At 38.5% G+C, this 23,659-nt stretch carries 23 protein-coding genes; 7 read left to right on the plus strand and 16 right to left on the minus strand.

Features of this window, described 5'->3' with window-relative positions; genetic code table 11:
- The first annotated feature begins 30 nt into the window (after positions 1 to 30).
- The gene (locus tag ACQ4QH_RS09230) at positions 31 to 1,416 is read left to right on the plus strand and encodes an amino acid permease (RefSeq protein WP_439818619.1); all 1,386 of its coding nucleotides are present in this window, start codon (positions 31 to 33) and stop codon (positions 1,414 to 1,416) included.
- Between the two features lie 249 nt (positions 1,417 to 1,665).
- Here ACQ4QH_RS09230 and sufB read toward each other — a convergent pair whose 3' ends face one another.
- From sufB to ACQ4QH_RS09295, 13 genes are all read right to left on the minus strand, one after another.
- The gene (sufB, locus tag ACQ4QH_RS09235) at positions 1,666 to 3,075 is read right to left on the minus strand and encodes a Fe-S cluster assembly protein SufB (RefSeq protein WP_439818620.1); all 1,410 of its coding nucleotides are present in this window, start codon (positions 3,073 to 3,075) and stop codon (positions 1,666 to 1,668) included.
- Positions 3,068 to 3,505 carry a Fe-S cluster assembly sulfur transfer protein SufU gene (gene sufU / locus ACQ4QH_RS09240; protein ID WP_439818621.1) on the minus strand — a complete coding sequence of 146 codons (438 nt, stop codon included), beginning with the start codon at positions 3,503 to 3,505 and terminating at the stop codon, positions 3,068 to 3,070. Before sufU ends, sufB begins: the two co-directional genes overlap by 8 nt.
- Positions 3,502 to 4,677 carry an aminotransferase class V-fold PLP-dependent enzyme gene (locus tag ACQ4QH_RS09245; protein ID WP_439818622.1) on the minus strand — a complete coding sequence of 392 codons (1,176 nt, stop codon included), beginning with the start codon at positions 4,675 to 4,677 and terminating at the stop codon, positions 3,502 to 3,504. Before ACQ4QH_RS09245 ends, sufU begins: the two co-directional genes overlap by 4 nt.
- Positions 4,664 to 5,782, minus strand: a complete 1,119-nt coding sequence (locus ACQ4QH_RS09250) for a SufD family Fe-S cluster assembly protein (protein ID WP_439818623.1) — start codon at positions 5,780 to 5,782, stop codon at positions 4,664 to 4,666. Before ACQ4QH_RS09250 ends, ACQ4QH_RS09245 begins: the two co-directional genes overlap by 14 nt.
- A 16-nt stretch (positions 5,783 to 5,798) precedes the next feature.
- Positions 5,799 to 6,539: a Fe-S cluster assembly ATPase SufC gene (sufC, locus tag ACQ4QH_RS09255; protein WP_439818624.1), complete on the minus strand. Its 741-nt coding sequence runs from the start codon at positions 6,537 to 6,539 to the stop codon at positions 5,799 to 5,801.
- A gap of 16 nt (positions 6,540 to 6,555) precedes the next feature.
- Positions 6,556 to 7,152 (minus strand): anaerobic ribonucleoside-triphosphate reductase activating protein, encoded by a 597-nt coding sequence (gene nrdG / locus ACQ4QH_RS09260; protein ID WP_439818625.1) that lies wholly within the window; start codon positions 7,150 to 7,152, stop codon positions 6,556 to 6,558.
- Positions 7,139 to 9,316, minus strand: a complete 2,178-nt coding sequence (gene nrdD / locus ACQ4QH_RS09265; RefSeq protein ID WP_439818626.1) for an anaerobic ribonucleoside-triphosphate reductase — start codon at positions 9,314 to 9,316, stop codon at positions 7,139 to 7,141. Before nrdD ends, nrdG begins: the two co-directional genes overlap by 14 nt.
- A gap of 20 nt (positions 9,317 to 9,336) precedes the next feature.
- Entirely contained in the window at positions 9,337 to 10,620 is a 1,284-nt protein-coding gene (locus tag ACQ4QH_RS09270; RefSeq protein ID WP_439818627.1) for an NRAMP family divalent metal transporter, read from the minus strand.
- Between the two features lie 319 nt (positions 10,621 to 10,939).
- Entirely contained in the window at positions 10,940 to 11,899 is a 960-nt protein-coding gene (locus ACQ4QH_RS09275; protein ID WP_439818628.1) for an alpha/beta hydrolase, read from the minus strand.
- Complete coding sequence (locus ACQ4QH_RS09280) at positions 11,899 to 12,054, minus strand: hypothetical protein (protein WP_439818629.1); 156 nt, start codon at positions 12,052 to 12,054, stop codon at positions 11,899 to 11,901. The genes ACQ4QH_RS09275 and ACQ4QH_RS09280 overlap by 1 nt, the downstream gene beginning before the upstream one ends.
- A gap of 43 nt (positions 12,055 to 12,097) precedes the next feature.
- Positions 12,098 to 12,544 carry a transposase gene (locus ACQ4QH_RS09285; RefSeq protein WP_439818630.1) on the minus strand — a complete coding sequence of 149 codons (447 nt, stop codon included), beginning with the start codon at positions 12,542 to 12,544 and terminating at the stop codon, positions 12,098 to 12,100.
- A 109-nt stretch (positions 12,545 to 12,653) separates the two neighbouring features.
- Entirely contained in the window at positions 12,654 to 13,982 is a 1,329-nt protein-coding gene (locus tag ACQ4QH_RS09290) for an APC family permease (RefSeq protein WP_439818631.1), read from the minus strand.
- A 312-nt stretch (positions 13,983 to 14,294) separates the two neighbouring features.
- A complete protein-coding gene (locus tag ACQ4QH_RS09295) occupies positions 14,295 to 14,492 on the minus strand; it encodes a DUF2188 domain-containing protein (protein ID WP_040760608.1) in 198 nt (65 codons plus the stop codon).
- A 185-nt stretch (positions 14,493 to 14,677) separates the two neighbouring features.
- Here ACQ4QH_RS09295 and ACQ4QH_RS09300 point away from each other — a divergent pair, with 185 nt between their 5' ends.
- Together ACQ4QH_RS09300 and ACQ4QH_RS09305 are read left to right on the plus strand one after the other, a co-directional pair.
- On the plus strand, positions 14,678 to 15,598 hold the full coding sequence (locus tag ACQ4QH_RS09300; protein WP_439818632.1) for an NADP-dependent oxidoreductase: 921 nt from the start codon (positions 14,678 to 14,680) through the stop codon (positions 15,596 to 15,598).
- 57 nt (positions 15,599 to 15,655) lie between these two features.
- Complete coding sequence (locus ACQ4QH_RS09305) at positions 15,656 to 16,141, plus strand: phosphatidylglycerophosphatase A (RefSeq protein ID WP_439818633.1); 486 nt, start codon at positions 15,656 to 15,658, stop codon at positions 16,139 to 16,141.
- Positions 16,142 to 16,388: 247 nt separating this feature from the next.
- On the opposite strand, the gene ACQ4QH_RS09310 is transcribed toward ACQ4QH_RS09305, so the two are convergent.
- Positions 16,389 to 16,988, minus strand: coding sequence for a TetR/AcrR family transcriptional regulator (locus ACQ4QH_RS09310; protein ID WP_439818634.1), 600 nt, complete (start codon positions 16,986 to 16,988; stop codon positions 16,389 to 16,391).
- A gap of 214 nt (positions 16,989 to 17,202) precedes the next feature.
- Between ACQ4QH_RS09310 and ACQ4QH_RS09315 the strand changes: the two genes are divergently transcribed.
- Both ACQ4QH_RS09315 and ACQ4QH_RS09320 read left to right on the plus strand, forming a co-directional pair.
- Complete coding sequence (locus ACQ4QH_RS09315; protein ID WP_439818635.1) at positions 17,203 to 18,087, plus strand: ATP-binding cassette domain-containing protein; 885 nt, start codon at positions 17,203 to 17,205, stop codon at positions 18,085 to 18,087.
- Between the two features lie 16 nt (positions 18,088 to 18,103).
- On the plus strand, positions 18,104 to 19,714 hold the full coding sequence (locus tag ACQ4QH_RS09320; RefSeq protein ID WP_439818636.1) for an ABC transporter permease: 1,611 nt from the start codon (positions 18,104 to 18,106) through the stop codon (positions 19,712 to 19,714).
- Between the two features lie 68 nt (positions 19,715 to 19,782).
- On the opposite strand, the gene ACQ4QH_RS09325 is transcribed toward ACQ4QH_RS09320, so the two are convergent.
- Together ACQ4QH_RS09325 and ACQ4QH_RS09330 are read right to left on the minus strand one after the other, a co-directional pair.
- Entirely contained in the window at positions 19,783 to 20,487 is a 705-nt protein-coding gene (locus ACQ4QH_RS09325) for an MIP/aquaporin family protein (RefSeq protein ID WP_002828141.1), read from the minus strand.
- A 116-nt stretch (positions 20,488 to 20,603) separates the two neighbouring features.
- The gene (locus ACQ4QH_RS09330; protein WP_439818637.1) at positions 20,604 to 20,942 is read right to left on the minus strand and encodes a hypothetical protein; all 339 of its coding nucleotides are present in this window, start codon (positions 20,940 to 20,942) and stop codon (positions 20,604 to 20,606) included.
- Between the two features lie 142 nt (positions 20,943 to 21,084).
- Between ACQ4QH_RS09330 and ACQ4QH_RS09335 the strand changes: the two genes are divergently transcribed.
- A complete protein-coding gene (locus ACQ4QH_RS09335) occupies positions 21,085 to 21,750 on the plus strand; it encodes an NAD(P)H-hydrate epimerase (RefSeq protein ID WP_002828143.1) in 666 nt (221 codons plus the stop codon).
- The gene (locus ACQ4QH_RS09340; RefSeq protein WP_439818638.1) at positions 21,747 to 23,594 is read left to right on the plus strand and encodes an FAD/NAD(P)-binding protein; all 1,848 of its coding nucleotides are present in this window, start codon (positions 21,747 to 21,749) and stop codon (positions 23,592 to 23,594) included. Before ACQ4QH_RS09335 ends, ACQ4QH_RS09340 begins: the two co-directional genes overlap by 4 nt.
- The last annotated feature ends 65 nt before the right edge of the window (positions 23,595 to 23,659 follow it).

Consider the following 23,659-nt stretch of genomic DNA (forward strand, 5'->3'; position numbering starts at 1 on the left):
ACTTTTTTAGGAGAAAGAGGAGTGTCGCATATGAAGAGTGAGCAGGTAAAGTCTGAACGTCAGTTAAAACGTTCATTAACAAGTGGTCAAATGCAAATGATTGCCTTAGGTGGTACGATTGGTGTTGGTCTATTTATGGGATCAACATCAACCATCCAGTGGACCGGCCCATCAGTCCTATTAGCCTATGCCTTTGTTGGCATTTTGCTATATCTTGTGATGCGCGCTTTAGGTGAAATGATTTTCATTAATCCAACAACTGGATCGTTTGCTGACTACGCTTCCAATTATATTCACCCTTTAGCCGGTTATCTCACAAAATGGAGTAATGTTTTTCAATATATCGTCGTTGGTATCAGTGAAGTTATTGCTGTCAGCACCTATTTAAATTATTGGTGGCCCCACTTACCTGGTTGGATATCGGGTGTGGTTGTCATCGCGACATTAACACTTGCCAACCTGACTTCTGCTAAGGCTTACGGTACTATGGAATTTTATTTTGCCATGATCAAAGTAGTAACGATTATTGTGATGATTGTCCTGGGTGCGATGGTCATTTTCCTGGGATTAGGTAATAATTGGCACGCCATCGGTCTTTCAAATCTATGGTCACACGGCGGCTTCTTCACAGGTGGCTTTAAAGGATTTATCTTTGCCATGTCAATTGTTGTTGGTTCTTATCAAGGAATCGAGGTACTAGGTATCACAGCCGGTGAAGCTGAGCATCCTAAACACGCCATTGTCTCATCGATTCGCTCAATTGTTTGGCGTATTTTAATTTTCTATATTGGTGCTATTTTTGTCATTGTGACAATCTACCCTTGGAACCAACTTGATGCAGTCGGTTCACCATTCGTAGAAACATTTTCAAAAGTTGGTATTTCAGGTGCTGCTGGTATCATTAATTTTGTTGTTCTAACTGCTGCTATGTCAGGTGCTAATTCTGGTATCTATAGTTCAAGCCGTATGCTGTTCAAACTATCAAAAGATGGTGAAACAGCTAAGCCATTATCAAAATTATCATCACGCCAAGTACCTTATGTTTCAATCCTTGCTATTTCTGGTGGTATTCTACTTGGATTGATTTTAAATACTGTATTCTCTGCATATAATAAATCAACTGCTGACCTATTTGTTTTAGTATATAGTTCAAGTGTATTGCCTGGTATGGTACCTTGGTTTGTCATCCTATTTTCAGAATTGCGGTTCCGTGCATCCAATAAAACGTTGATGGCTGAGCATCCTTTCAAAATGCCGCTTTATCCATTAACAAACTACTTTGCACTGCTTTCATTGTTGGTTATTGTTGTCTTTATGTTTATTAATCCAGATACACGCGTTTCTGTCAGCATCGGTGCTGGCTTCCTAATTCTGCTATCTGTTATCTTTTTCGTTCAAGAAAGAAAGAAAAATTAAAATATAAAGGAGGCTGGGACAAATGTTGTCTCAGCCTCTAATTTTTGTGCTAAAAGATATTAATTAAACGCATGTTAGTTTGACAGCATAAACGCGTTCCAAAAGTCTGAATCCTCAACGTAACGCAATTTACGACATTTCTGTCCTTCGCTTTGCTTCGGCCAAAAATGACGAAAACTACGTTACACACCGGCTTCAAAACGACTTTTGTCTCGCTCTCTTTTTTTCATTGCGTCTATTCAAAATTATTTAACCAACACTACCAACCATCTGAAATTTAATCAATCGATTTAATTCAACGGCGTATTCCATCGGTAGTTGTTTCGTAAATGGATCTAAAAAGCCCATCACTATCAACTGTGTTGCGGTTTCTTCATCTAGTCCACGACTTTCTAAATAGTAAAGTTTTTCTTCTGAAACTTTGGAAACACGTGCTTCATGTTCGATCGTACCATCGCTAGTCGCAATATCATTCACCGGAAATGTATCACTACTGCTTTGATTATCCATAAGAATCGTGTCACATTCTACATGGGAATGTGCGTTTGTCGCTCGTTTTGTATACTTTACCAAACCACGATAATCGGCACGACCGCCGTCATGACAAATGGCTTTTGAAATAATCGTACTATGTGTGTCGGGTGCCATGTGAATCATCTTGGCACCGGTATCTTGATGCATGTCTTTACCGGCAGCAGCAATTGATAGCATCGAACCAGTTGCACCACGGCCAACTAAATAAATACTAGGATATTTCATTGTCACTTTAGAACCTAAATTACCATCAACCCATTCCATCGATGCTGCTGCTTCAGCACGTGCACGTTTAGTCTCCAAGCTATAAACGTTTGTTGACCAATTTTGAATCGTTGTATAGCGACAATAGCCACCTTGCTTCACAAATACCTCGACCACGGCTGCATGGAGACTATCTTCTGAATAATTGGGTGCTGTACAACCCTCAACATAATTAACCGAACCTCCTTCATCAACAATGATCAAAGTTCGCTCAAACTGTCCAGTCCGTCCCGCATTAATTCGAAAATAACTTTGAATGGGCACATCAGCATGCACCCCTTTTGGCACATATAAAAAAGTCCCTCCAGACCAAACCGCCGTATTTAAGGCAGCAAATTTATTATCGCTGGCAGAAATTAGGGTACCAAAATATTGCTGTACCAAATCAGGATGTTCACGTAGTGCAGAATCTGTGTCCATAAAAATGATCCCTTGTGATTCCAAATCATGTTTCAAATTACTGTACACTGCCTCAGATTCGTACTGAGCTGCTGAACCTGCCAGATACTCTCGTTCAGCCTTAGGGACACCAATACGTTCAAAGGTTTCTTTAATCGTGTCTGGTACATCTGACCATTGCCGCGCCACATGATCTGTTGCTCGTTGAAAATATTTAATATGATCCAAATTAATTTGACTTAAATCAGGTCCAAATTTCGGTAAAGGCATTTTTAAATAGATTTGATAGGCTTTCAGACGTAACGCTAACATCCAATCAGGCTCATGCTTAGCACCAGAAATTTTACGAATTGTATCCTCACTAATACCAACACCTGTTGAAAAAACTGGATCAATTTCATCTACAGCACCCCGTTCTTCATTGGCCTGCTGACCTTTAACTGATATGGAATCTTCAGCCATTGGTTGCCCTCCAATCATTAATAATTTCTGACATTGCATGCCAAGCTAAGGCACCACATCGAACACGCGTTGGAAATTCACTTAAAGTACTAAAAGCAATACTATCGCCTAAATCGTTAGCATCAACTGATTGTCCCATGATTAACTTGCTGAAATTTTGCATACGATCAAGCACAACATCGACAGACTGATTAATTAATATATCCATTAGCATGCTTGCAGATGCTTGACTAATGATGCAGCCATTTCCCGTAAAGGACACGTCAACAAATTGACTGTCAACAATTAGTGCAAATATCGTAATGGTATCGCCACAGTCTGGATTACGACATATTTTTTTATAATTTGCCGTCTTGAGTTCACCATAATGATGCGGATAATTGGCATGATCAACGATAATCCGTTGATAAAGTTGTCGAATATCACTCATGTCAATAACTCCTTTACCTGACGAACGCCTGCCAATAACTTATCAATTTCAGACAATTTATTTTCAAAACTAATACTAACTCGTACAACACTTTCAGTACCTAAAAAATGCATTAGGGGCTCCGCACAATGGTGACCTGATCGGACAGCAACACCTGCTGAATCCAAAATAGTTGCAACATCATGTGCGTGTACATTGTCTACGTTGAAGCTCACAACCCCTTGGTGGTCACTTGCGATTGGTGATCCATACACAGTCACCGCAGGTATTTGTGCCAACCCTTTCATTAAATAATCTATCAATTCCTGATCAATCTGAGCAATCGTTTGATAGCCTTTCTGATAAATATACTTAATCGCTGCACCTAACCCGAGTACCCCAGCAATATTTGGTGTTCCTGCTTCAAATTTTAATGGTGCTGGTTGAAAAGTGGCCGTTGTTTTGGTTACTTGATCAATCATTTCACCACCAAACCGAGTTGGATTTGTCTCAGCTAGTAAATCCGCACGTCCATATAGCACACCGACACCTGTCGGACCAAACATTTTATGTCCGGAAAAGGCCAAAAAGTCGGCAGCCATCGCTTGCACATCAATCGGCATATGGGCAACTGCCTGAGCTGCATCAACTAGTAACACAGCACCAGCTTCATGCACTATTTTTGCGATTGGGTGCATATCTGTATACGTTCCTAGAACATTTGAAACTAATGTTAGTGACACAATTTTGGTATGTGTATTTAGCATTTTTTGCAATGCCATCATATCAATCCGACCATCTGTTGTGATGTCAACAACGCGTAGTTTACTCCCCGTTATTTTGGCAACTTGTTGCCAAGGTACCAAATTAGAATGATGTTCCATGACACTAATAATAATCTCATCCCCAGCATGTAGATGTGTCATACCATAACCAAATGCCACCAAATTCAGTGCATCGGTTGCACCACTAGTAAATACAATATCTGCAACATCGGGCGCATGAATAAAATCAGCTACCTGTTGACGAACCTGTTCATATTGTTGGGTCACCTCATTAGCTAACATATACATGCCACGATGCACATTGACTTTTTGTTTTTGATAATAATTATCAATCACTTCAAGAACGGCATCTGGCATCGGCGTGGTTGCAGCATTATCTAAGTAAGCTAAATGATTATAAACTGTCATGGAGATCTTCACCTGCACCTTCTTCAACTGCTGCTATGACCTTTTTTTGCAAATCATCATTGAGCTCATGGAGCACTGGTGTAATAAAATCATAGACTAAAATTTTTCTGGCTTGTTGCTCAGTAATTCCTCGACTTAAGAGATAGTAAAGTTCTTCAGGATCATACTGTCCAACACTAGCCGCATGACCAGCATTGACGTCATTTTCATCGATAATCAATAACGGATTGACGGTCCCTTGGGCACTTTTACCAACCGTCATCAAGCGACCTTCTTGCTGTGAATCTGAACCATAGGCACCATGATAAATTTGACCGACGCTTGTAAAATTAACCTTTGATTGACCAAATAACACACCACGCATATTGATGAGACTAGTTGTGTGCGTTGCCAAATGATTCACACGTCCCTGAAAGCCACTGTAATCTTGACCGATGCCAATTTTGACCGCATTAAGTTTTGCGGTACTACCTTGACCATTCAAGTTCACGACAACATCCCCCAATAATTTACCGTAAGTTCCTGGTACCAGTGACCAATCTGCCACGCAATCTCTGGCCACATCAAGTTCCCCAAATAATGATAATTTGATGGGTGTCTGATTGCTGAGTGCAGTCATCAATTTTAATTGACTATTATCTGCTTGATGACCGATTATCACACAACTAGCATGGGCTACCTGACCAGTAATATTGATAGCCTGTTGCAGCGTCAGCTGACTGCCTTCACCAAGGATCAACATTATCGTCAATGCCATTGATTGGGTATCTCTTAAATCTATCGTCAAATTTAATGAGTGTTTAATAACCACATGATCAGGAATCATAATTTTCAGGCCAGCAATTGGTTGTTGAAAATGTTGTACGATATACTTATTTGTTTGATGTTTCTGTATATATGCTGTAACTTGTTTGGATAACTGTGCACCATCTTCAAGACGTGCAATTGTACCACCACAATGTGTAAGTTCTGCCATCGTCGCATCATCTGCTGACCATTGCCAATGAACACCCTCATTGTGACTAACAAATTCATAATCCTTTGTTGCATACTTAATGCCCATATAATAAGGATAATTAACTTGTTCTAAGACATCTGTTGTCATTGCATGACTCACCTCCTCACACCTGATCAAGTCCTTCATAACCATTTTTTTCGAGTGCTAACGCCAATTCTGGCCCACCCGTTTTAATAATGTGTCCACCCATCATGACATGCACAACATCAGGAACAACATAATTAAGTAACCGCTGATAGTGGGTCACCATTAAACAACTAAATGATTCACTGCGCATCTTATTAATACCACGGGCAACAACTTTTAAGGCATCAATATCTAGACCAGAGTCGATTTCATCTAGAACTGCCATTGTTGGTTGCAACATCATTAGTTGTAAAATTTCATTGCGTTTCTTTTCACCACCAGAAAAGTCTTCATTTAAACCACGATCAGCATAGTCTTCGTCCATATCCAAAAATGCCATATTTTGGTGTAATGCATTAAGAAATTTTAGTACTGGGACAGCATCATGATTATTGCGAGCGTTCATTGCTGAATGAATAAAATCTGCATTCGTAATGCCAGCAACTTCAACTGGATATTGCATTGCTAGAAAAATACCCGCACGGGCTCGTTCATCAGTTGCCATCTCAGTAATATTCTGACCATTTAATAAAATTCGCCCGCCCGTAATTTGATAGCGTGGATTACCCATGATAGTTTCTGATAAGGTTGATTTTCCCGTACCATTCGGTCCCATCAGTGCATGAATCTCACCATTTTTAATTATTAAATTAACATCATTTAAAATGGTTTTATCTTGCACAGCCACCGAAAGATGGTCAATGATTAATTCAGCCACTGTTTTCCCTCCTAAGCTACCTAACTAATTTATCCCAAATAACAACATCGTCAGTTGCTAAGGACTTTGGTACATCAATAATTCTTTGATTTGAACTCCCACGAAATTGTAACGTCAAATCTTTCTTTTCTTCTAAGAAACGACCATCTACCAAAATATCAATAATGCTCAACAATTCTAATTTGTCATAGGATTCTTGCATCAACTCATCCCAGGTATAACCCGTCCATGACCAAATATCCTTCGTATGCCCAAATTCTTGCCGGATTCGTCGGCATAATTTTAAACAAACTTGCGTATTTAAAAATGGTTCACCACCAAGTAATGTCAACCCTTGAACATAGCTATGCGACATGTCAGCAATGATGCGATCCTCCAGTGCTTGCGAATAAGATTTACCATAATGAAAATTTTGAGCAACCCGATTATAGCAACCGGGACAATTAAACAAACAGCCCGATACATAAAGACTGCATCGAATACCTTCACCATCAACCATATTAAACGGCTTATAACTAGCCACATATTGTAAACTACGCTCGGATGCTAACCATTCTTGTGGTTGTGGATTGTTAGGTTGTCTAATATGCCGTGGCCGATTAGATTTCACCATCTTCAAGGCCTCCTAACTGCATATGCTTAACACGTGACACAATTTCCTTATGACGACCATGAACCATTGGTCGAATCATTGGATTTCCGAGATAACCACAAGTTCGCTTAACAACATCACACGTTTTTGGATCACGATTACCACATTGTGGACATTCAAATCCTCTTGCAGTTGGTTTAAATTCACCATCAAAACCACATTCAAAACAGTGATCAATCGAAGCATTTGTCCCTAGGTAACCCACACGATCATAAGCCCAATCCCAAACTGCTTCTAATGCAGCTGGATTTTGCTTTAAATTAGGATACTCACAATAATGAATAAAACCACCTGCTGCATATTTTGGATAATCTTGCTCAAATGCTAGTTTTTCAAATGGTGTTGGGTTTTTACGTACATCGTAATGGAAACTATTTGTGTAATATTCCTTCGCTGTAATATCTGGAATCATACCAAAACGCGCAATATCATCCTCACAAAAAGTATCAGTTAATGACTCAGCAGGTGTTGAGTAAACACTAAAGTGATAGCCATATTGATTTTCCCACTTCAAGCAATAATCATGTAAATACTTAACGATAGCGACTGTAAAATCATGGGCTTCTTGATTATCTTCCCACTCACTACCATAGAAGGCTGTACCAACTTCATATAATCCAATATAACCAAGTGAAATGGTTGCCCGACTATTTTTAAATAATTCATCAACCGAATCCGTTGGTTGCAATCGTTTACCAAATGCACCATTTTCATATAAAATCGGTGCATTTTCTGGTTTCGCTTCCTTACAACGACTTAATCGATTCAATAATGCCTTTTTGGCTAAGTGAACTCGATCATCCATAATTTCCCAAAATACATCTTTGTTACCTTTGGCCTCAATGGCGATTCTTGGCAAATTAATCGTGACCACTCCTAAATTCATGCGACCACTATTAACTTCTTGACCATTTTCATCCTGCCAACCTTGTAAAAAGCTACGGCAACCCATTGGGCATTTAAAACTACCTGTTAATTCAATGATTTTGTCGTACATTAAAATATCAGGATACATCCGCTTGGTTGCACACTCTACTGCTAATTGTTTGACATCATAATTTGGATCAGTCTTATCTAAGTTCAATCCTCGTTTTACAGTAAAAATCAATTTTGGAAAAATTGCTGTTTGATGTTGTTTACCCAATCCCTTAATTCTGACCTGTAAAATGGCCTTTTGAATTTCTCGCTCGATCCAAGACGTTCCCAGTCCAAAACCAACTGTCGTAAATGGGGTTTGTCCGTTCGATGAAAACAGTGTATTCACTTCATATTCAAGTGCTTGCATCGCGTCATAAATATCTTTTTTCGTTTTATCACGCGCAAATGATTCACGCTTTTCTGGTAAAACCCAGTGTTCAGCTTCTGCAAGATGCTTTTTATAATTTAGCTCCGCATAGGGTGCTAATACCTCATCCGTCCGGTCGGATGAACAACCACCATATTGACTTGACGCAACATTCGCAATAATCTGTGACATTTGGGCTGTTGCTGTTTGAATTGACTTAGGTGGTTCCACATTTGCATTCCCTATTTTGAAACCATTGGCTAACATATCTTTAAAATCAATCAAACAGCAGTTCGTCATCGATGTCAGGGGTGAGTAATCCAAATCATGATAATGAATATCACCACGCAAATGTGCCTTAGCAACAGTCTGGGGCATTAAAGTTAATCCTAATGATTTACCAACCATCCCTGCTGTTAAATCTCGCCGTGTGCTAAAAATATTACTATCTTTATTAGCATTTTCATGAACAACAGTATCTTGACCGTCAAATAACTGGTTTAATTTATGACCGGGATCAATAACAGACTGCCATTTTTCAATGTCATGCGTTCGATAATCAACATATTTATCAGCTAATGTGACTTCTCCCATAGAAATCAATGCACTAATAAACATGTCACGAATAGTGGTTGATGATAATTCATCACCCGCTTCACTAACTTGAGAAAAAACACGTTGTCGTAATTCATCTTTTAATTCATCATTATCCGTCAAGGCATCAATAACCAAGTCAATCTTATACGCATAAAATGGGGTCTTTTCACCATCACTTTTTTCAACTGTTATTTGCTTTAATAATCGCCAATCAATTGTTTGTACTGTTTCTACATAATCCATAAAATAACTCCTTTCTAGACTTACCAAATGCCTAGCGTTGGTCCAACCATATACATGCCAAAAATCATTACAATGAGACAAGCACTAGTGACAAAAAATCGATACAAACCATGCATCCGATACTCTTTTGGCAATGCTTTTGCTTCTAACAACAATAAAAATCCCAACACGATTGGTAACAATAACGCATTCATCACTTCAACTGAAACGGCGATATCAACTAAATCAATCTTCATTAATACGATAACTGCACCAATGATATGGGCTAAACAATAAATGGTGTAGAAACCAACATTTGATTTATTTAGTCGTTCATTCAAACTATGTCGCCAATTTAAAACCTCGGTAACTCCCCAAGTTCCTGCTAAAGCAACAACTAGTGCTGCGACTAACGAGCCGCCCATCAAACTTAAACCAGTAAAAATTTTTGCTGGTGTTGAGCCAATATACGGTGAAATTGCAGTTGCTAAATCACTAACAGAACTTAACGATACGTGATGACCAACGACGCCAACTGTTGCCGCAAAAGTGACGACAAACATAATCATGATTCCTTGTGTCAATAACGTGCCAATCAATGTATCGTGCTTTTCTTTTGAAATATCCTTCTTGCTGAGATGTTTATCAATGACTGCGCCTTGTTGATAAAAAATCATCCATGGCATAATAACCGCACCCACATTGGCGGCAACAAGATATAAATAAGAAGAATTTTTCCAAGGAACGGTTGTTAACCCTTGTACGAAATCACTGGGTTGCGGTTTGGCCATAAACATTGCAACCAGAAAAGCAAGTTCAGCTAATCCGATCATAACTCCAATTTTTTCAACACGATGATAACTACCACAAAAGGCAATCCCAATTAACAATATTGTTGCTGCTGGAATGGTCAACCACTTCGAAACACCAAATAGTTCTCCCACGCCAGCAATACCAATAAACTCAGTTAGTAAAGCACCAACCGCTGATATGCCTAAAGTTCCTGCCGACAACCATGCCCAACCTTTACCAAAATGTTGTCGAATTAATTCACCATGGCCTTGTTGTGTCACAATGCCAAGACGAACTGTCATTTCTTGCGCTGCGTATAAGATTGGAATGAGTAGTAATTGTGGTAAAACCATTGCATACCCCCATTGCGCACCAGACTGAGCTGCTGTAATTAGACAACCAGCATCAGTATCAGCTAACATCACAATCAATCCCGGACCGTATACTTTTAAAAAGTGACCAATTTTTAACTTCACATCCTGATGATTAACAATTGGTAACTCATTGATAACTTCCGTATTACTTTCTTTCATATTCTCAATCTCCCCTACTTAACTGTTAGGTACTAAGTGTAGTTTGAGAAAAAGAATATATCGCAACGGTATTTTTTGTTTTTTGTGAATTTTTTAAAAATAAAATTAAAATGCTTTTATATCAGTGTTTCAGACCATTTGCAAGCACATCAAGAACATAACATAACGTTATCTAATAACAGAACGGCATAAAAAAGAGCTGGAACAATAGGAAATGTTCCAACCTTTTTCGCTAAAAATGTATTAATTATAAAATTGAAATTTTGATAACATAAGCGCGTTCCAAACCAGCTGCTAAACGAATTTTGTCTCGCCCTCGTTACTTAGGTTGCTCGGCAAAATATTGCGTCATGCAATATTTAAAGTTATCAATCAAAAATTGATTTGCGTCATTTGCCAATTCGGCATGCTTAATTATATTGAATGCATGGTAAGCCCCTGAGTATACCTTGAAATAAGTTGGCACGCCACTAGCTGCTAAACGATCAATAAAAGTGACTGTCTCACTATAGAATGGATCTAAATCACCAACAAATGAAATCATTGGCGGTAGCCCCGTTAAATCATCAGCCCGAGCCGGTGCTGCATATGGTGGTATCGAACTCGTGCCATATAAATCACCGAGATATAAACGCCATGATACCTCATTGGATTTTGTATTCCAAATTGGTGCATCATTATTTAACGAGGTTGCTGTTGGTTGATCATCTAACATCGGATAAAACGCAATCTGAAAAGCAATCGCAATTTCTCCCTTGTCACGAGCATATAAATTGATTGCTGTTGTCAAACCACCACCAGCGCTACCCCCGGCAACCACCAATTGATCACTACGAATACCATACTCATCGGTATGATCACGTAGCCACTCTAAAGAGGCATAACAATCTTCTAGGGCAGCTGGATATGGACGGTCCATTGAACGCGTATAATCTGGTGCCACGATAACTGCCCCGGTTTCATTGGCTATTTGTGCAAAAGCACTTGCCTCTAACTCGGGTAATTCTAGTGCATAACCCCCACCATGAATCCACAAAACACCTGGCACATTTTCTTGAGGTGTTTTTGGAGAATAAACACAAATACGTAGCTTAGAGCCATCCGCCCGCGTAATGTAATGTTGCTCGTAATTTAAGTTGGTTCGATTCACTCCACGTAATACATCCGTTGCTTTGTTTATTAGCTTAATTCTAGTTGGTGTAACATACGGCACCATCTGACGAATTGCTTTCCCAGCTTTGCGTAGCTCAGGATCCATCATTTCTTCAGTAATATGCATTATCCAACCTCCTGATTATTGTGAGTTGTCTCAACTTTTTCATCAGTAGCAATAATTTGGCGTTCAAAAGCATCATTTCGTTCCTTAGCGACCTTTAACGCTAAAAACAATACAAGATTACCGATTAAGCTTAATAACAAAGTAACTTTTTTCATTTTTCCCCCTCATATTATAATGATCAATTCTTTAAAAAAGTCATTAATGACGCTTGCCAATTTTGGAAGTCACACCTTTCGCAATCATCATATCTTCTATCTGATCGACCATTGCCAATACCTCATCATCCCCAATACGTTGTCGTGCACGACTTAAAGTTGATGAACTAAATGGTCGCTGATAAACATAACCAGACTGACCCACAAAATACTGTAAATAAGGATTTTCTTTGATTTGTTCTAGCGTTTCGTCATCAGTTAATTCAAGTAATTGCTGAATCATCAATGCACCAAACACCAAGCGAAACGGTAATGGTTTAGGTCCGCGATTACTTGTAAAAACCAATGCATATTGTTTCTCTAGATCATGCCATGGAATATTATCTGCGCGCACAACCCAACGATTGTCACGATCGATCGGTAAACCTGATGGCTGATTAAAATCATCAAACGACATCTGTTCATAATTCGTCACATGATACTTTCCCATACTGACATACTCCCTTACTAATAGATTCTTTTACATCTATTATCGCATATTTTGTCAGGAAGCAACTAATTTCTGATTACATGCCTAGAACTATCTGTCTGATTAACAATTAGCGACGCTTTCGTTTGTAATAATAATAAACCGGGATACCAATGGCGACGAAGATAAACGAAATGAGCACCATTGAGAAACTTGCAATTAGGGTATTAATCAACACAAACAACGCACCCCCAATGGCAACTATTGGCATAATTGGATACAAAGGTACCTGAAATAGTAGTTCATTAGGTTTAACAGCTGCTTTTTTGTCCCGTAAACGTAAGATAAATACACCAAAAAATGTTGCTGCATAGAATAACCAAATAACAAAGACAGCCATATCTGATAACCAATCAGCACCTGACATGACAATTAAAATAGTAGCCAAACCTGCTGTCGTCCATAATGCTGTGATCGGTGCCTGCGCACGGTTAGTCTTTTTTAAATAACGTGGCAACACGCCTTCATTTGCCATGGCATAAACCATTCGCGGAAAGGCAAGCATTTTACCATTAAGCGTTCCCGCCATAGAAACTAAAATACCAATCGCCAATAATTTACCGCCTAACTCCCCAAACGCTTGGCGAGCAACTGTGTAAGGTACTTCATTATCAAGCGAAACGATTTGATTTGCAGGTACTGCCCGATAGATACCATAAGTTACACCCACATAGACCAAAATAACGATTAGTAACCCACCAATGATTGCCCGCGGTAAATTACGACGCGGATTTTTTAACTCACCACCTAAGTTAGCTAATGTCGCCCACCCATCATAGGCAAACAAAGTTGCCAAAATAGCTAGTCCAAAATTACCCGATGTCGTTGCTGTCATATGATGAACTGTTTGACCTAAGGCATCTGCCTTGCCAAAAAATATACCAAAGATAACCAAAGCAAAGATTGGAATTAATTTGATTGTTGTTGTTGTCACTTGGAAAGCACCCGCAATCCGATTATCTAATGAATTCATCGCTGTAATTAACAGTAACGTCAGGATACCAATTGTGGGTACCCAATGTGTTGATATATTAAAAAAATCCGCAAATAGTTCTGCAAAATAAGCCGAAACTGATGCAATAATAGCAGGCGCATATATGGCAACTTGTGTCCATCCAGTGAGGAAACCAACAAATTCGCCATAAAGCTTTTTCATATAAATATAAATACCACCAGTTTCTGGTATTCGTGAGCCAACTTCTGATAACGTTAAGCCACCAGCTAGCGTAATTAGTCCACCCACTATCCAAGCAGCTAATCCTGCCGTTGTGCCTCCAGCAGTTTCCAATACTTGTCCTTGCTTAAAGAAAATTCCTGAACCCACAACCGTCCCAATAACTACCGAAATACCTGTCATAACGCCCATTGAACGTTTTAAACCATTTTTCCCCGTTTCCATTGTTCTTCTCCTTAAATCAAAATAAAAAAGCCGTCCAATCCAGGTAATACAAAAATTTCATGTATTACCTCGGTTGAACGGTTTTCATTAGCGACAATTTATTAATCACTGCAAAACACTCAACTGCTTAGTAATACAGTTGAGTCAGAGGACGTCAAAATATTAATTTGTATGTTATCTAAATTAGTCATAATTGATATCCTCTCTTTGTTGCGATTTAACATATATAAATTATCATAGCCCTTATAATTTTGCAACTGTTTTTTAATTCATTTTTCATTATCACGTAGAAAGCGCTAATTACCTAAGGCATCATTTTTTATAGACAGAAGCATTTGGATGATCATTTTGATACCATTCTTCAGCTTTTTTGGTCGCTATCGCAATAATCCGTTGCTCATTATATTTTTCTTCCCTTTGTAACGCATTCATGATTTCAATCGCTTTATTTCGCACTGTCGGTTTAAGATTTTTCAATGAATCTGGGTAATTTTTATTTGTCCATGGCATGATAAATATCTCCTTTGACATCATTACTAATCCGCTTGTAAATAATAATCAGAATGAAACAACCTGACCGTTTATAATGCTATTCTAACGTACCTTTTTGATAAAATAAATTAATTCGGTCTTTTGTCTCACCAATGAAATTAGGTTAAACTATAATCATATAAGAGAAACTAGGGGGAATTTTTATGAAAGCTATTCAATTAGAAAATTATGGTCCAGTAGCTGGCTTAATTGAAATCAATACTGACACACCAAAGTTATTAAAAAAACAGCTTTTGGTTAAAAATCATGCTGTAGCCATCGATCCTTACGATGTTAAGTTCATTGCTGGCAAGATGGGAACTTCAGAAGAACTACCATTAATTCCTGGTTCAAGTATCGTCGGTGAAGTTGTTGCTATCGGATCAGATGTCACTGATTTTAAAATTGGTGACCGCATCGCTGCTACTCGCCATCAAAAGACATATGCTGAATTAGTCCCAGTTGGTCAATCTGTCGCAACAAAGGTACCCGATGATATTGATGATGTTCATGCTGTAGCTGCTGTCATTGGAGCTGCTACCGGTTATCAAATGATTCATCGCGATTTAAATGTCCAACCTGGACAAAGAGTACTGATTCAGGGTGGTGCAGGTTCAGTTGGTTCAGTTGCCGTGCAAGCAGCTTTAAATATTGGTGCGCAAGTATATGCTACAGCCAAACCAGCTGACTTCGATTATCTCAAATCATTTGGGGATGTAACGCCAGTCGACTATCATACAGCATATGAAAATGAATTATCTGGTTTTGATGCAGTATTAGATACTATTGGTGGCTCAGTCTCTGTACAATCAGCAAAAATCTTAAAATCTGACGGTATTCTACGCGGTCTTGCTGGACTAGACGAGGCTGCCCTTTCGGCTTTTGATATAGACGCTGCTAACACCTTCTCAGACGGTAAACGACCAAATCTTGAGGCATTATTTGCAGACATGGTTGCAGGGAAAATTAAACTTCGAATTGGTCAAATATTACCATTCACCTTAACTAACCTGCGCAATGTTCATGAGCAAGCTCGACAACATTCATTGCAAGGAAAAACTGTTTTAACATTCGATACATTTTAAAAGAGTCGGCTTTTTGATACAATAGTGCCATTGTCAAACGAGGGAGCATAATGGGAAATGTTATTTACTGAGCGTGATTACTATGAAGATGTTGTTAAAATGTTAAAGAACCGCGGTGTCGAATTACCTGAAATTGCTGAATTAGTTGTAGATGGTCAAAAAGACCATATTCCTGATTTATCAATGGCTACAGCAATTGACTCTGTACAACATGTGCTACACAAAACTGAAGTTCAAGATGCCGTGATGACCGGTTTAGCACTAGATGATGTTGCCGAGGCTAAACAGTTGCCCAACCCATTACAAGAGCGTATTAGTGGTGACCATGGGACGTATGGCATCGATGAACAACTTGTCATGTCTATTTTGGGAGTCTATGGCACGATTTCATGGACAAACTTCGGCTACCTAGACCGCTTAAAGCCCGGTATCGTTGGTAAATTAAATGACGAACAACATAACGGTGGCCGTGTGAATACCTTCATTGATGATATCGTCGCAGCAATCGCTGCCGCCGCTGAAGCAAGAATCGCACATGATTAAAAGAGCTGATAAATTTTCGCTTTTGGAAGTAAATATAAGGCGTGAACATGACGTATTCGCCGTAGCGACTGCGTAGGCATTACGGCGTGTTTATGACTTATATTTACTGGAAAGAAAATTTATCGCGTTTATAAAAGAGCTGATGAACTACCGTTTTGGAGTCTAAAACAAACAAAATTTTAATACAAAAGGCCAGGGTAGAATGTTTTCTGTTCAACCTTGGCCTCTTATTTTGCTTTTAGAATTTTCACTTATTAACTGGTGCAAAACCTTTCAAGAATACTTCTGTCCATTCTGAAATATATGGTAAAACTTGTTCATAAATTTTAGGATTTGACACTCCTTCTACAAACGATTGGATGTAAAGCAATAAAAACTCATCCGAATATCCCGAATCAATTTTTCCTTCTTTACGTCCACGAGCAAACAAATCTAGCATCATATTTGACGTTGTATGTGTGTACTCATTCATTAATATTGATATATCACTGCCTTGTTTCGTAACCATATAGGCCATCATATCTAAATAAAACTGCCGGTTTATTTTTTGTAATAGCTGTCCTTTATTGAAGCTCAAAGCAATGAACGTTTCTTCAAATGAATCATTACGCGCAATGATCTCTTTTGCTTGTACAGCTAGATTATTTATAAATTGTTTAAACACTTCTTGAATAACATTTTCCTTATTACCAAAATAATTAAAAATTGACGTTTTACTAACGTTTGCCTGTTCAACTAAGTCATCAATCTTAATATTTTTTATGCCGCTATCAGTGTTCATCAAATCAAAAGCCGCTTGTAAAATTTGCTGTTTTTTCTGCTGCTGACGTTTGTCAAATCCGTTCATATTATTTTCGCTCCTGGAAGATATTTTTGATAAATTAATCATCAAAAAGTCCATAATTTTCTTTCTATATTATAGGACCATTTTATGAACTATCAACATAACATTGGTTCATAATTCCCTCGTCTTTTAATTGACCATGATTTTTTGCATTACTATAATATAGAAAAAATCATCATAATGAATGACATTATTTATGTCTTTAAGGAGAACGATTATGACAGATGAAATTGTAAGTATTACTAATTTGCAAAAAAATTTTGGTAAATTTCAAGCTCTTTCAGATGTATCTTTTACTATTAATCGCAGTGAAGTTGTCGGTTTTATCGGGCCAAATGGTGCTGGCAAATCAACAACCATCAGAATTTTACTTGGTGCGATTAAACGTTCCGGAGGTGATGCTAAAATATTCCAAAAAGATGTTTGGCAAAATAGCTTAGCGATTCATGAAAATATCGCCTACGTCCCGGGTGATGTAAATCTATGGGGTAATCTAACCGGTGGTGAAATTATTGATTTGTTCATTAAATTACATGGTAAGGGTGATAAATCCAAACGTGATCGCTTAATTAAACGTTTTGAGTTAGATCCTAAAAAGAAAGCCCGTAGTTATTCCAAAGGAAATCGTCAAAAAGTTGGCCTCATCGCCGCCTTATCAGTTGATGCAGAACTATATATTTTTGACGAACCAACTTCTGGTTTAGATCCATTAATGGAAACTATTTTCCAACAAGAAGTTAATGAGCTAAAGCAAGCTGGTAAAGCCATCTTGCTTTCATCCCATATTTTAAGTGAAGTTGAACACCTGGCCACAAAAATAGTTGTTATTAAACAAGGGAAAGTCGTTGAATCCGGCTCATTAGCCGATCTACGACATCTCACCCGTTCAACCATTACCCTAGAAACAAGTCAGCCTGTTAGCCCATTAACATCGTTAACATCAGTTCATGACTTTAAAGCAACAACAGATAATACTGCCACATTTTCAGCAGATAGTGCTGCAATTAACGAAATTTTAGTCCGTGCGACAAAACTTGGCGTTAAAAAAATTGACATTGTACCGCCAACTCTAGAAGACCTCTTCTTGCGTCACTATCAATGATTAGGAGGCAATAGACATGTCTGAAAAATTTGTAAATACTGTCGTCTTATTACGGCACTATCTGAGACGAGACTGGTTGAAGATTATTCTTTGGACTATTGGATTAAGTGTTTTTTGCAGTAGTTACATTACTGCAATTACTGATGTTTCAAAGGGATCTGCCCTTATTGGTCTCTATGAAACAATGAAAAATCCAGCAATGATTGCCCTTGTTGGGCCATTGCCCGTCCAACATGCTGTTGATTATACAGTTGGTGGTATGTACGTTAGTAAAATGTTGATGTTTTGTGTCATCATCTCAATGGTTATCTCAGCTATCCATGTGAACAGTCGCACCCGAAAAGAAGAAGAATCCGGATTAGCCGAATTAATTCGTTCATATCGAGTTGGCAGATATGCTAGTACATTAGCTGTTATATACGAGACACTACTAATTAATCTCTGCTTGGTTGGTCTGATGGCTTTGTTTATGATGAGCTTTCACAATAGTCACTTTAGCATTGAAGGCGTTTGGTTATTTGCTGCTAGTATTGGATTTGCTGGTATGCTCGGTGCTGCATTGACATTATTTTTTGCCCAATTTTTTCAATCTGCAAGCAGTAGTAGTGCCAGTACAATGGGTTTTATCGGTTTACTTTACGCGCTTCGTGCTTATAGTGATTCATCAAATATTCATTTATCTTACATTAAACCGTTTGGCTGGACATATTTAACCTTTCCATTTACAAAAAATAATTGGTCACTTCTTATCTACGGTGCTATCTTCATCATTGTCCTGTTCATTGTGACCCTCATTCTTCAAGGTCATCGTGATTTGGGCACAGGCTACCTACCCGATCGTAGTGGTCACACCCATGCCGGTTTTAGTTTACAGTCAGTAACGGGACTTTTATGGCACCTAAGTAAAGGAACTATACTAGCCTGGTTTGTTGGAACAACCTTTTTAGGTATTGTCTATGGTTCAATATATGGTGATATGCATAAATTTGTTACTAACAATGGCTTAATTGGTCAACTATTTGTTCATAATAACATATCAATCGAAGCATCATTTACCAGTACAATCATTGTTGTTTTGATGGCATTAGTGAGCGTATTACCCACTTTACTCGTTAATAAGTTATTCACTGAAGAAACTCGGGGTCATCTTGACCAACTATTTGTGACTAAAGTGACCCGAACACGTCTTTTTGGCACAAACATTATGCTTGCTGTCCTAACAAGTCTCATCGGCACCCTACTTGCCTCAGGGGGGCTGGGATTAACAGCCATATGGTCTATCCATAAGACCTTCGATCTATCACTAAAAGATTTTATTGCATCTGGTTTCAATATGTTTCCTTTTAGCATATTGCTAATTGGTATCAGTTCTATATTGATTGGTTGGTTACCAAGAATAAATAAACTAACCTATCTATACTTAATTTACGCCGCTATGTTAGCTTATTTCAAAGATTTATTAAACTTACCTGACTGGTTATCAAACACATCTGCACTTAATTGGTTTGCGACCATGCCGGTTAAGGATTTCAACCTCACACCTTGGTTAACCATCCTAGTAATTGGTTTTGGTTTCATTATTATTGGTTATTTCGGCTATCAACGTCGTGATTTAAAAATTGGATAAAATAAAAACCACTTGTTAGCACAAAATCGTCTAACAAGTGGTTTTCTATTGTCATTTATTATGATTAATTATTCTTCTGAACCAAGACCGTACTTAGCAACCAAGGCTGCCAAAGCACCACCGACCAAAGGTCCAATGAAGTATGCAGCAACGTGTGTTAATGAAGTTGCTGAACCAAACATTGCGAAGAATACGGCTGGACCAAGTGAACGTGCAGGGTTCAATGAAGCACCTGTCACTGAGATACCAACTGTAATCAATGCAGCCAATGTCAACCCAATGATCATTGGTGCAGCAACTGAAGCGCCTTCAGCCTTCTTTGAAGTAACCATCAAAATTACTAGTACAAAGAAGAATGTCAAAATCAACTCAATAACTGTTGCGCCGAAAAATGAAACTGGTGTGGTATAGTCAGTTTGACCAAAACCAACTTGCTTGATCATTGCTGCGCTTGCGCCAACACCCTTCATAATTGCCCAGACAATTGCTGAACCAGCTAGTCCACCAATCAATTGTGCAATAACATAACCAACGAAGTCTTTCCATGAAATACGGCCGTTAATGGCTGCTCCTAATGAAACGGCTGGATTGAAGTGACCACCTGAAATTGGACCAAACGCATAGGCACCAGCAGCTAAGGCGATACCAAAGGCTAAGGCAACAGGAAGTGGACCAGTTTGTACTCCGACCAAAACAACTGCACCAGTACCAACGGCAACTAACAACAAAGTTCCAAAGAACTCTGCTAAGTATTTACGTGTATTACTTTCCATAAAAATAATTGCTCCTTAAATGAGATTGACTTGTTTTTAATAACAAAATAAATAACTAACTCTAACTATATAACACTATTGCACTTAAATTCAGCTTTATTAACTAATTTTTAAACTTAGCGTCCAATAATCGCAAGTGCCTCTTTATCTAAAGTAAACCATGTGTTCGTTGCATTAATTTCGAATTGCTTGATAAAATCAGGTCCATCACCCTTTGGTGTTGCTGAACCAACCAGTTCATTGTCAATACCAAGGACTTGCAAATCATGAAATGATTCATCCCAACGCACAGTATAATAGTTACCATCCATTTTTTCATCTACGATTGATTGAAAACCTAATTTCAACGCTTCTTTGATGACATCTTCTTCAGATACTGTAAACCCACGTCCCGCCATTAAAGCAACACGGTCACGGACATCTTGCATATCTTCCGGAATTTTTTGCGTATCCATCTCTATCTCCTTTACTTATTTTGCCTACTTAATGTAAAAAAACATTGCACTAGAAACATTTTAACAGTCAGTTGCGATATAATAAACACTGAACGTCATAATTAACTATTAAAATAAAAAAAATTAAAGGAGATTGCTTTTCATGATTGAATCAGTAACTGCACAAGAAATGCAACGATTTAGTCACTACACCACTGATGAAATTGGTGTCCATCCCCTAGTCTTAATGGAACGAGCAGCCATCTCTGTGATGGAAGTACTCGGTGCAGGTACTTTTGACTTAACCAATGTTCTTGTCATTGCTGGATTAGGTAACAATGGTGGTGATGGTATTGCGGTCACGCGCATGTTAGCACAAAAAGGTGTAAATGTTGATTTATTACTGCTTGGTGATGAACATCGTGCAACACCTAATACTGCTAAACAACTAGATATTGCGCGTAAGTATGGTATCACGCCACATAATCGTGTTCGTGATTTCCGCCACTATACCGTAATTGTAGATGCCTTATTCGGTGCCGGACTATCAAAGCCTGTTCCTGTTAAATTAGGTGAGATCATTAAACGCGTTAATGCTGCTAACATTCCGGTCGTCTCAATTGACATTCCATCCGGTCTGAACGCAACATCTGGTGCAATTTTAGGATCTGCTATCCGCGCATCAGCTACGGTCACTTTTGCTTATCCTAAAAAAGGACTACTACAAAATGAAGGACTGAAACGCGCTGGCAATATCTATGTTAAAGATATTGGCGTCTATTCCCCAGAAGAATTATCAAATTTTAAGAAAGAGAGCAGCAACCAATGAAGATTGTATTAGTTGGTGCCGGACCACGCAACTTAACCCTACTAGAACGTCTGATGGCTTATGCAAAAGAAACAACAAAGCCTGTAGATATTACTTTATACGACAGTTTTCCCATTGGCGGTCGTGTTTGGAATCCGGATCAAAATCCACTTTTCCTTATGAACACAGTTACTCGTCAATTAACTTTGTTCCCAGATCCCTCAGTGCCCAACCATGCAGCCACGGCTACCTATGGTCCAAATTTTTATGAATGGGCAATTACCTATGGTAAAGAATATGTTCAGCGTCGCCACTTTGTTAATGGTGAACATTTTCTTGATGAAATCGCCCGAATAAATCCTAATCGATTTACTTCTCGTGCCTTATTTGGTGTTTATAGTCAATGGTTTTATGAACGTCTCGGAACACAGGTTCCTAGTAATGTCATGCTATCCTACGAACGTAAAATGATTTTAGATGTTACACCACAAGATGATCAGTACGAGATTACTTTAGACGATGGCACAAGCTTTATGGCTGATAAAGTTGTAATGTCAACCGGTATGGTCGACAATAAATTGTCAAAAGAACAACAAACTTTTGCAGATGCCGCTAATAAACATGCAAACATGCTCTACATTGGTCCCACGCATCCTGCAGAGGCTAATTTAGATGATATTCCGGCCCGTCAAAAAGTGGTTCTTCGCGGACTAGGACTAAGCTTTTTTGACTATTTAGCTAAATTGACAATTGATCGTGGTGGTCGCTTTGCGCGTGATAATAATGGCGTGCTTTATTACTTACCATCTGGTAAAGAGCCACATATTATTGCTGGTTCTCGTCACGGATTACCCCTACATGCTCGTGGTATTAATCAAAAAGTCAACGAAGGTTATCAACCATTATTCTTTACAAATAAAAACCTTGATCAGTTAGCCGCTGCCAATGATGGCCAACTATCCTATGCTGATTTTTTCAAATTATTGAAAAAGGAGCTAGAATATAAGCATTATCGTAATACGATCAATGACTTTGGTATTACTTGGCCATTTAATGCTGATCACTTTATGACTGCACTTGCTGAAAGTGACGATTTGAATAAAACTGCGCGCCAATATGGTGTCGCAGAGGAGTACATCATGGACTGGCAACGTATCTTAAACCCAGTTGCTGACGTTCCTGAAGAAGTCGAATATAGTGATTTCATGATGAACTACTTAACTTGGGATATCAACGATGCCTACAAGGGAAATAACGATGCGCCTTATGCTGGTGCTTTTGATATGCTTCGTGATATTCGTTCGGTCATTCGTCATTACTTAGATGCTGGTTATCTAAACCCTGATGAATACGAAAAGTTTTTGAAGCACTTTAATCCACTAAATACCTTAATTTCTGTCGGACCACCAATTTTACGCATTGAGCAAATGCGTGCCTTGATTGAAACAGGTTTGCTAACCGTTGCTAGTCCTGGCCTTAGTGCAACCATACAGGATAACCACTTTGTCGCCAGTGACAATCGTAACAACAAATGGACCGTTGATAATTTAGTTGAAGCACACCTATCAGCACCTTCACTAGCACATACCATCAATCCATTGATGAGCAATCTACGTGAAAAGGGCATCCTAAGTGAAGCAACATACACGAAATCAGATGGCACAACCTATTCTGTTGGCGGTACACGAATGAATAAACAAACAATGACAGTCATTGATAAAAAGGACCAAGAAGTCCCTGGCTTATTTATTTGGGGAGTTCCAACAGAAGGTTGGTCATGGTTTACAACTTTCTCTCCACGTCCAGGAATTAGTGATAAGAACCTATACGATGCCGAAAACATCGCTCAAACAATTTTCAGATAAATTGATTAATAAAAAAGAAGTTGGAACAAAAAATTTGTTCCAACTTCTTTTTGCTAAAAATGTAT

The sequence above is a fragment of the Weissella paramesenteroides genome, from assembly GCF_051903945.1.
Taxonomy (GTDB): Bacteria; Bacillota; Bacilli; order Lactobacillales; family Lactobacillaceae; genus Weissella; species Weissella paramesenteroides_A.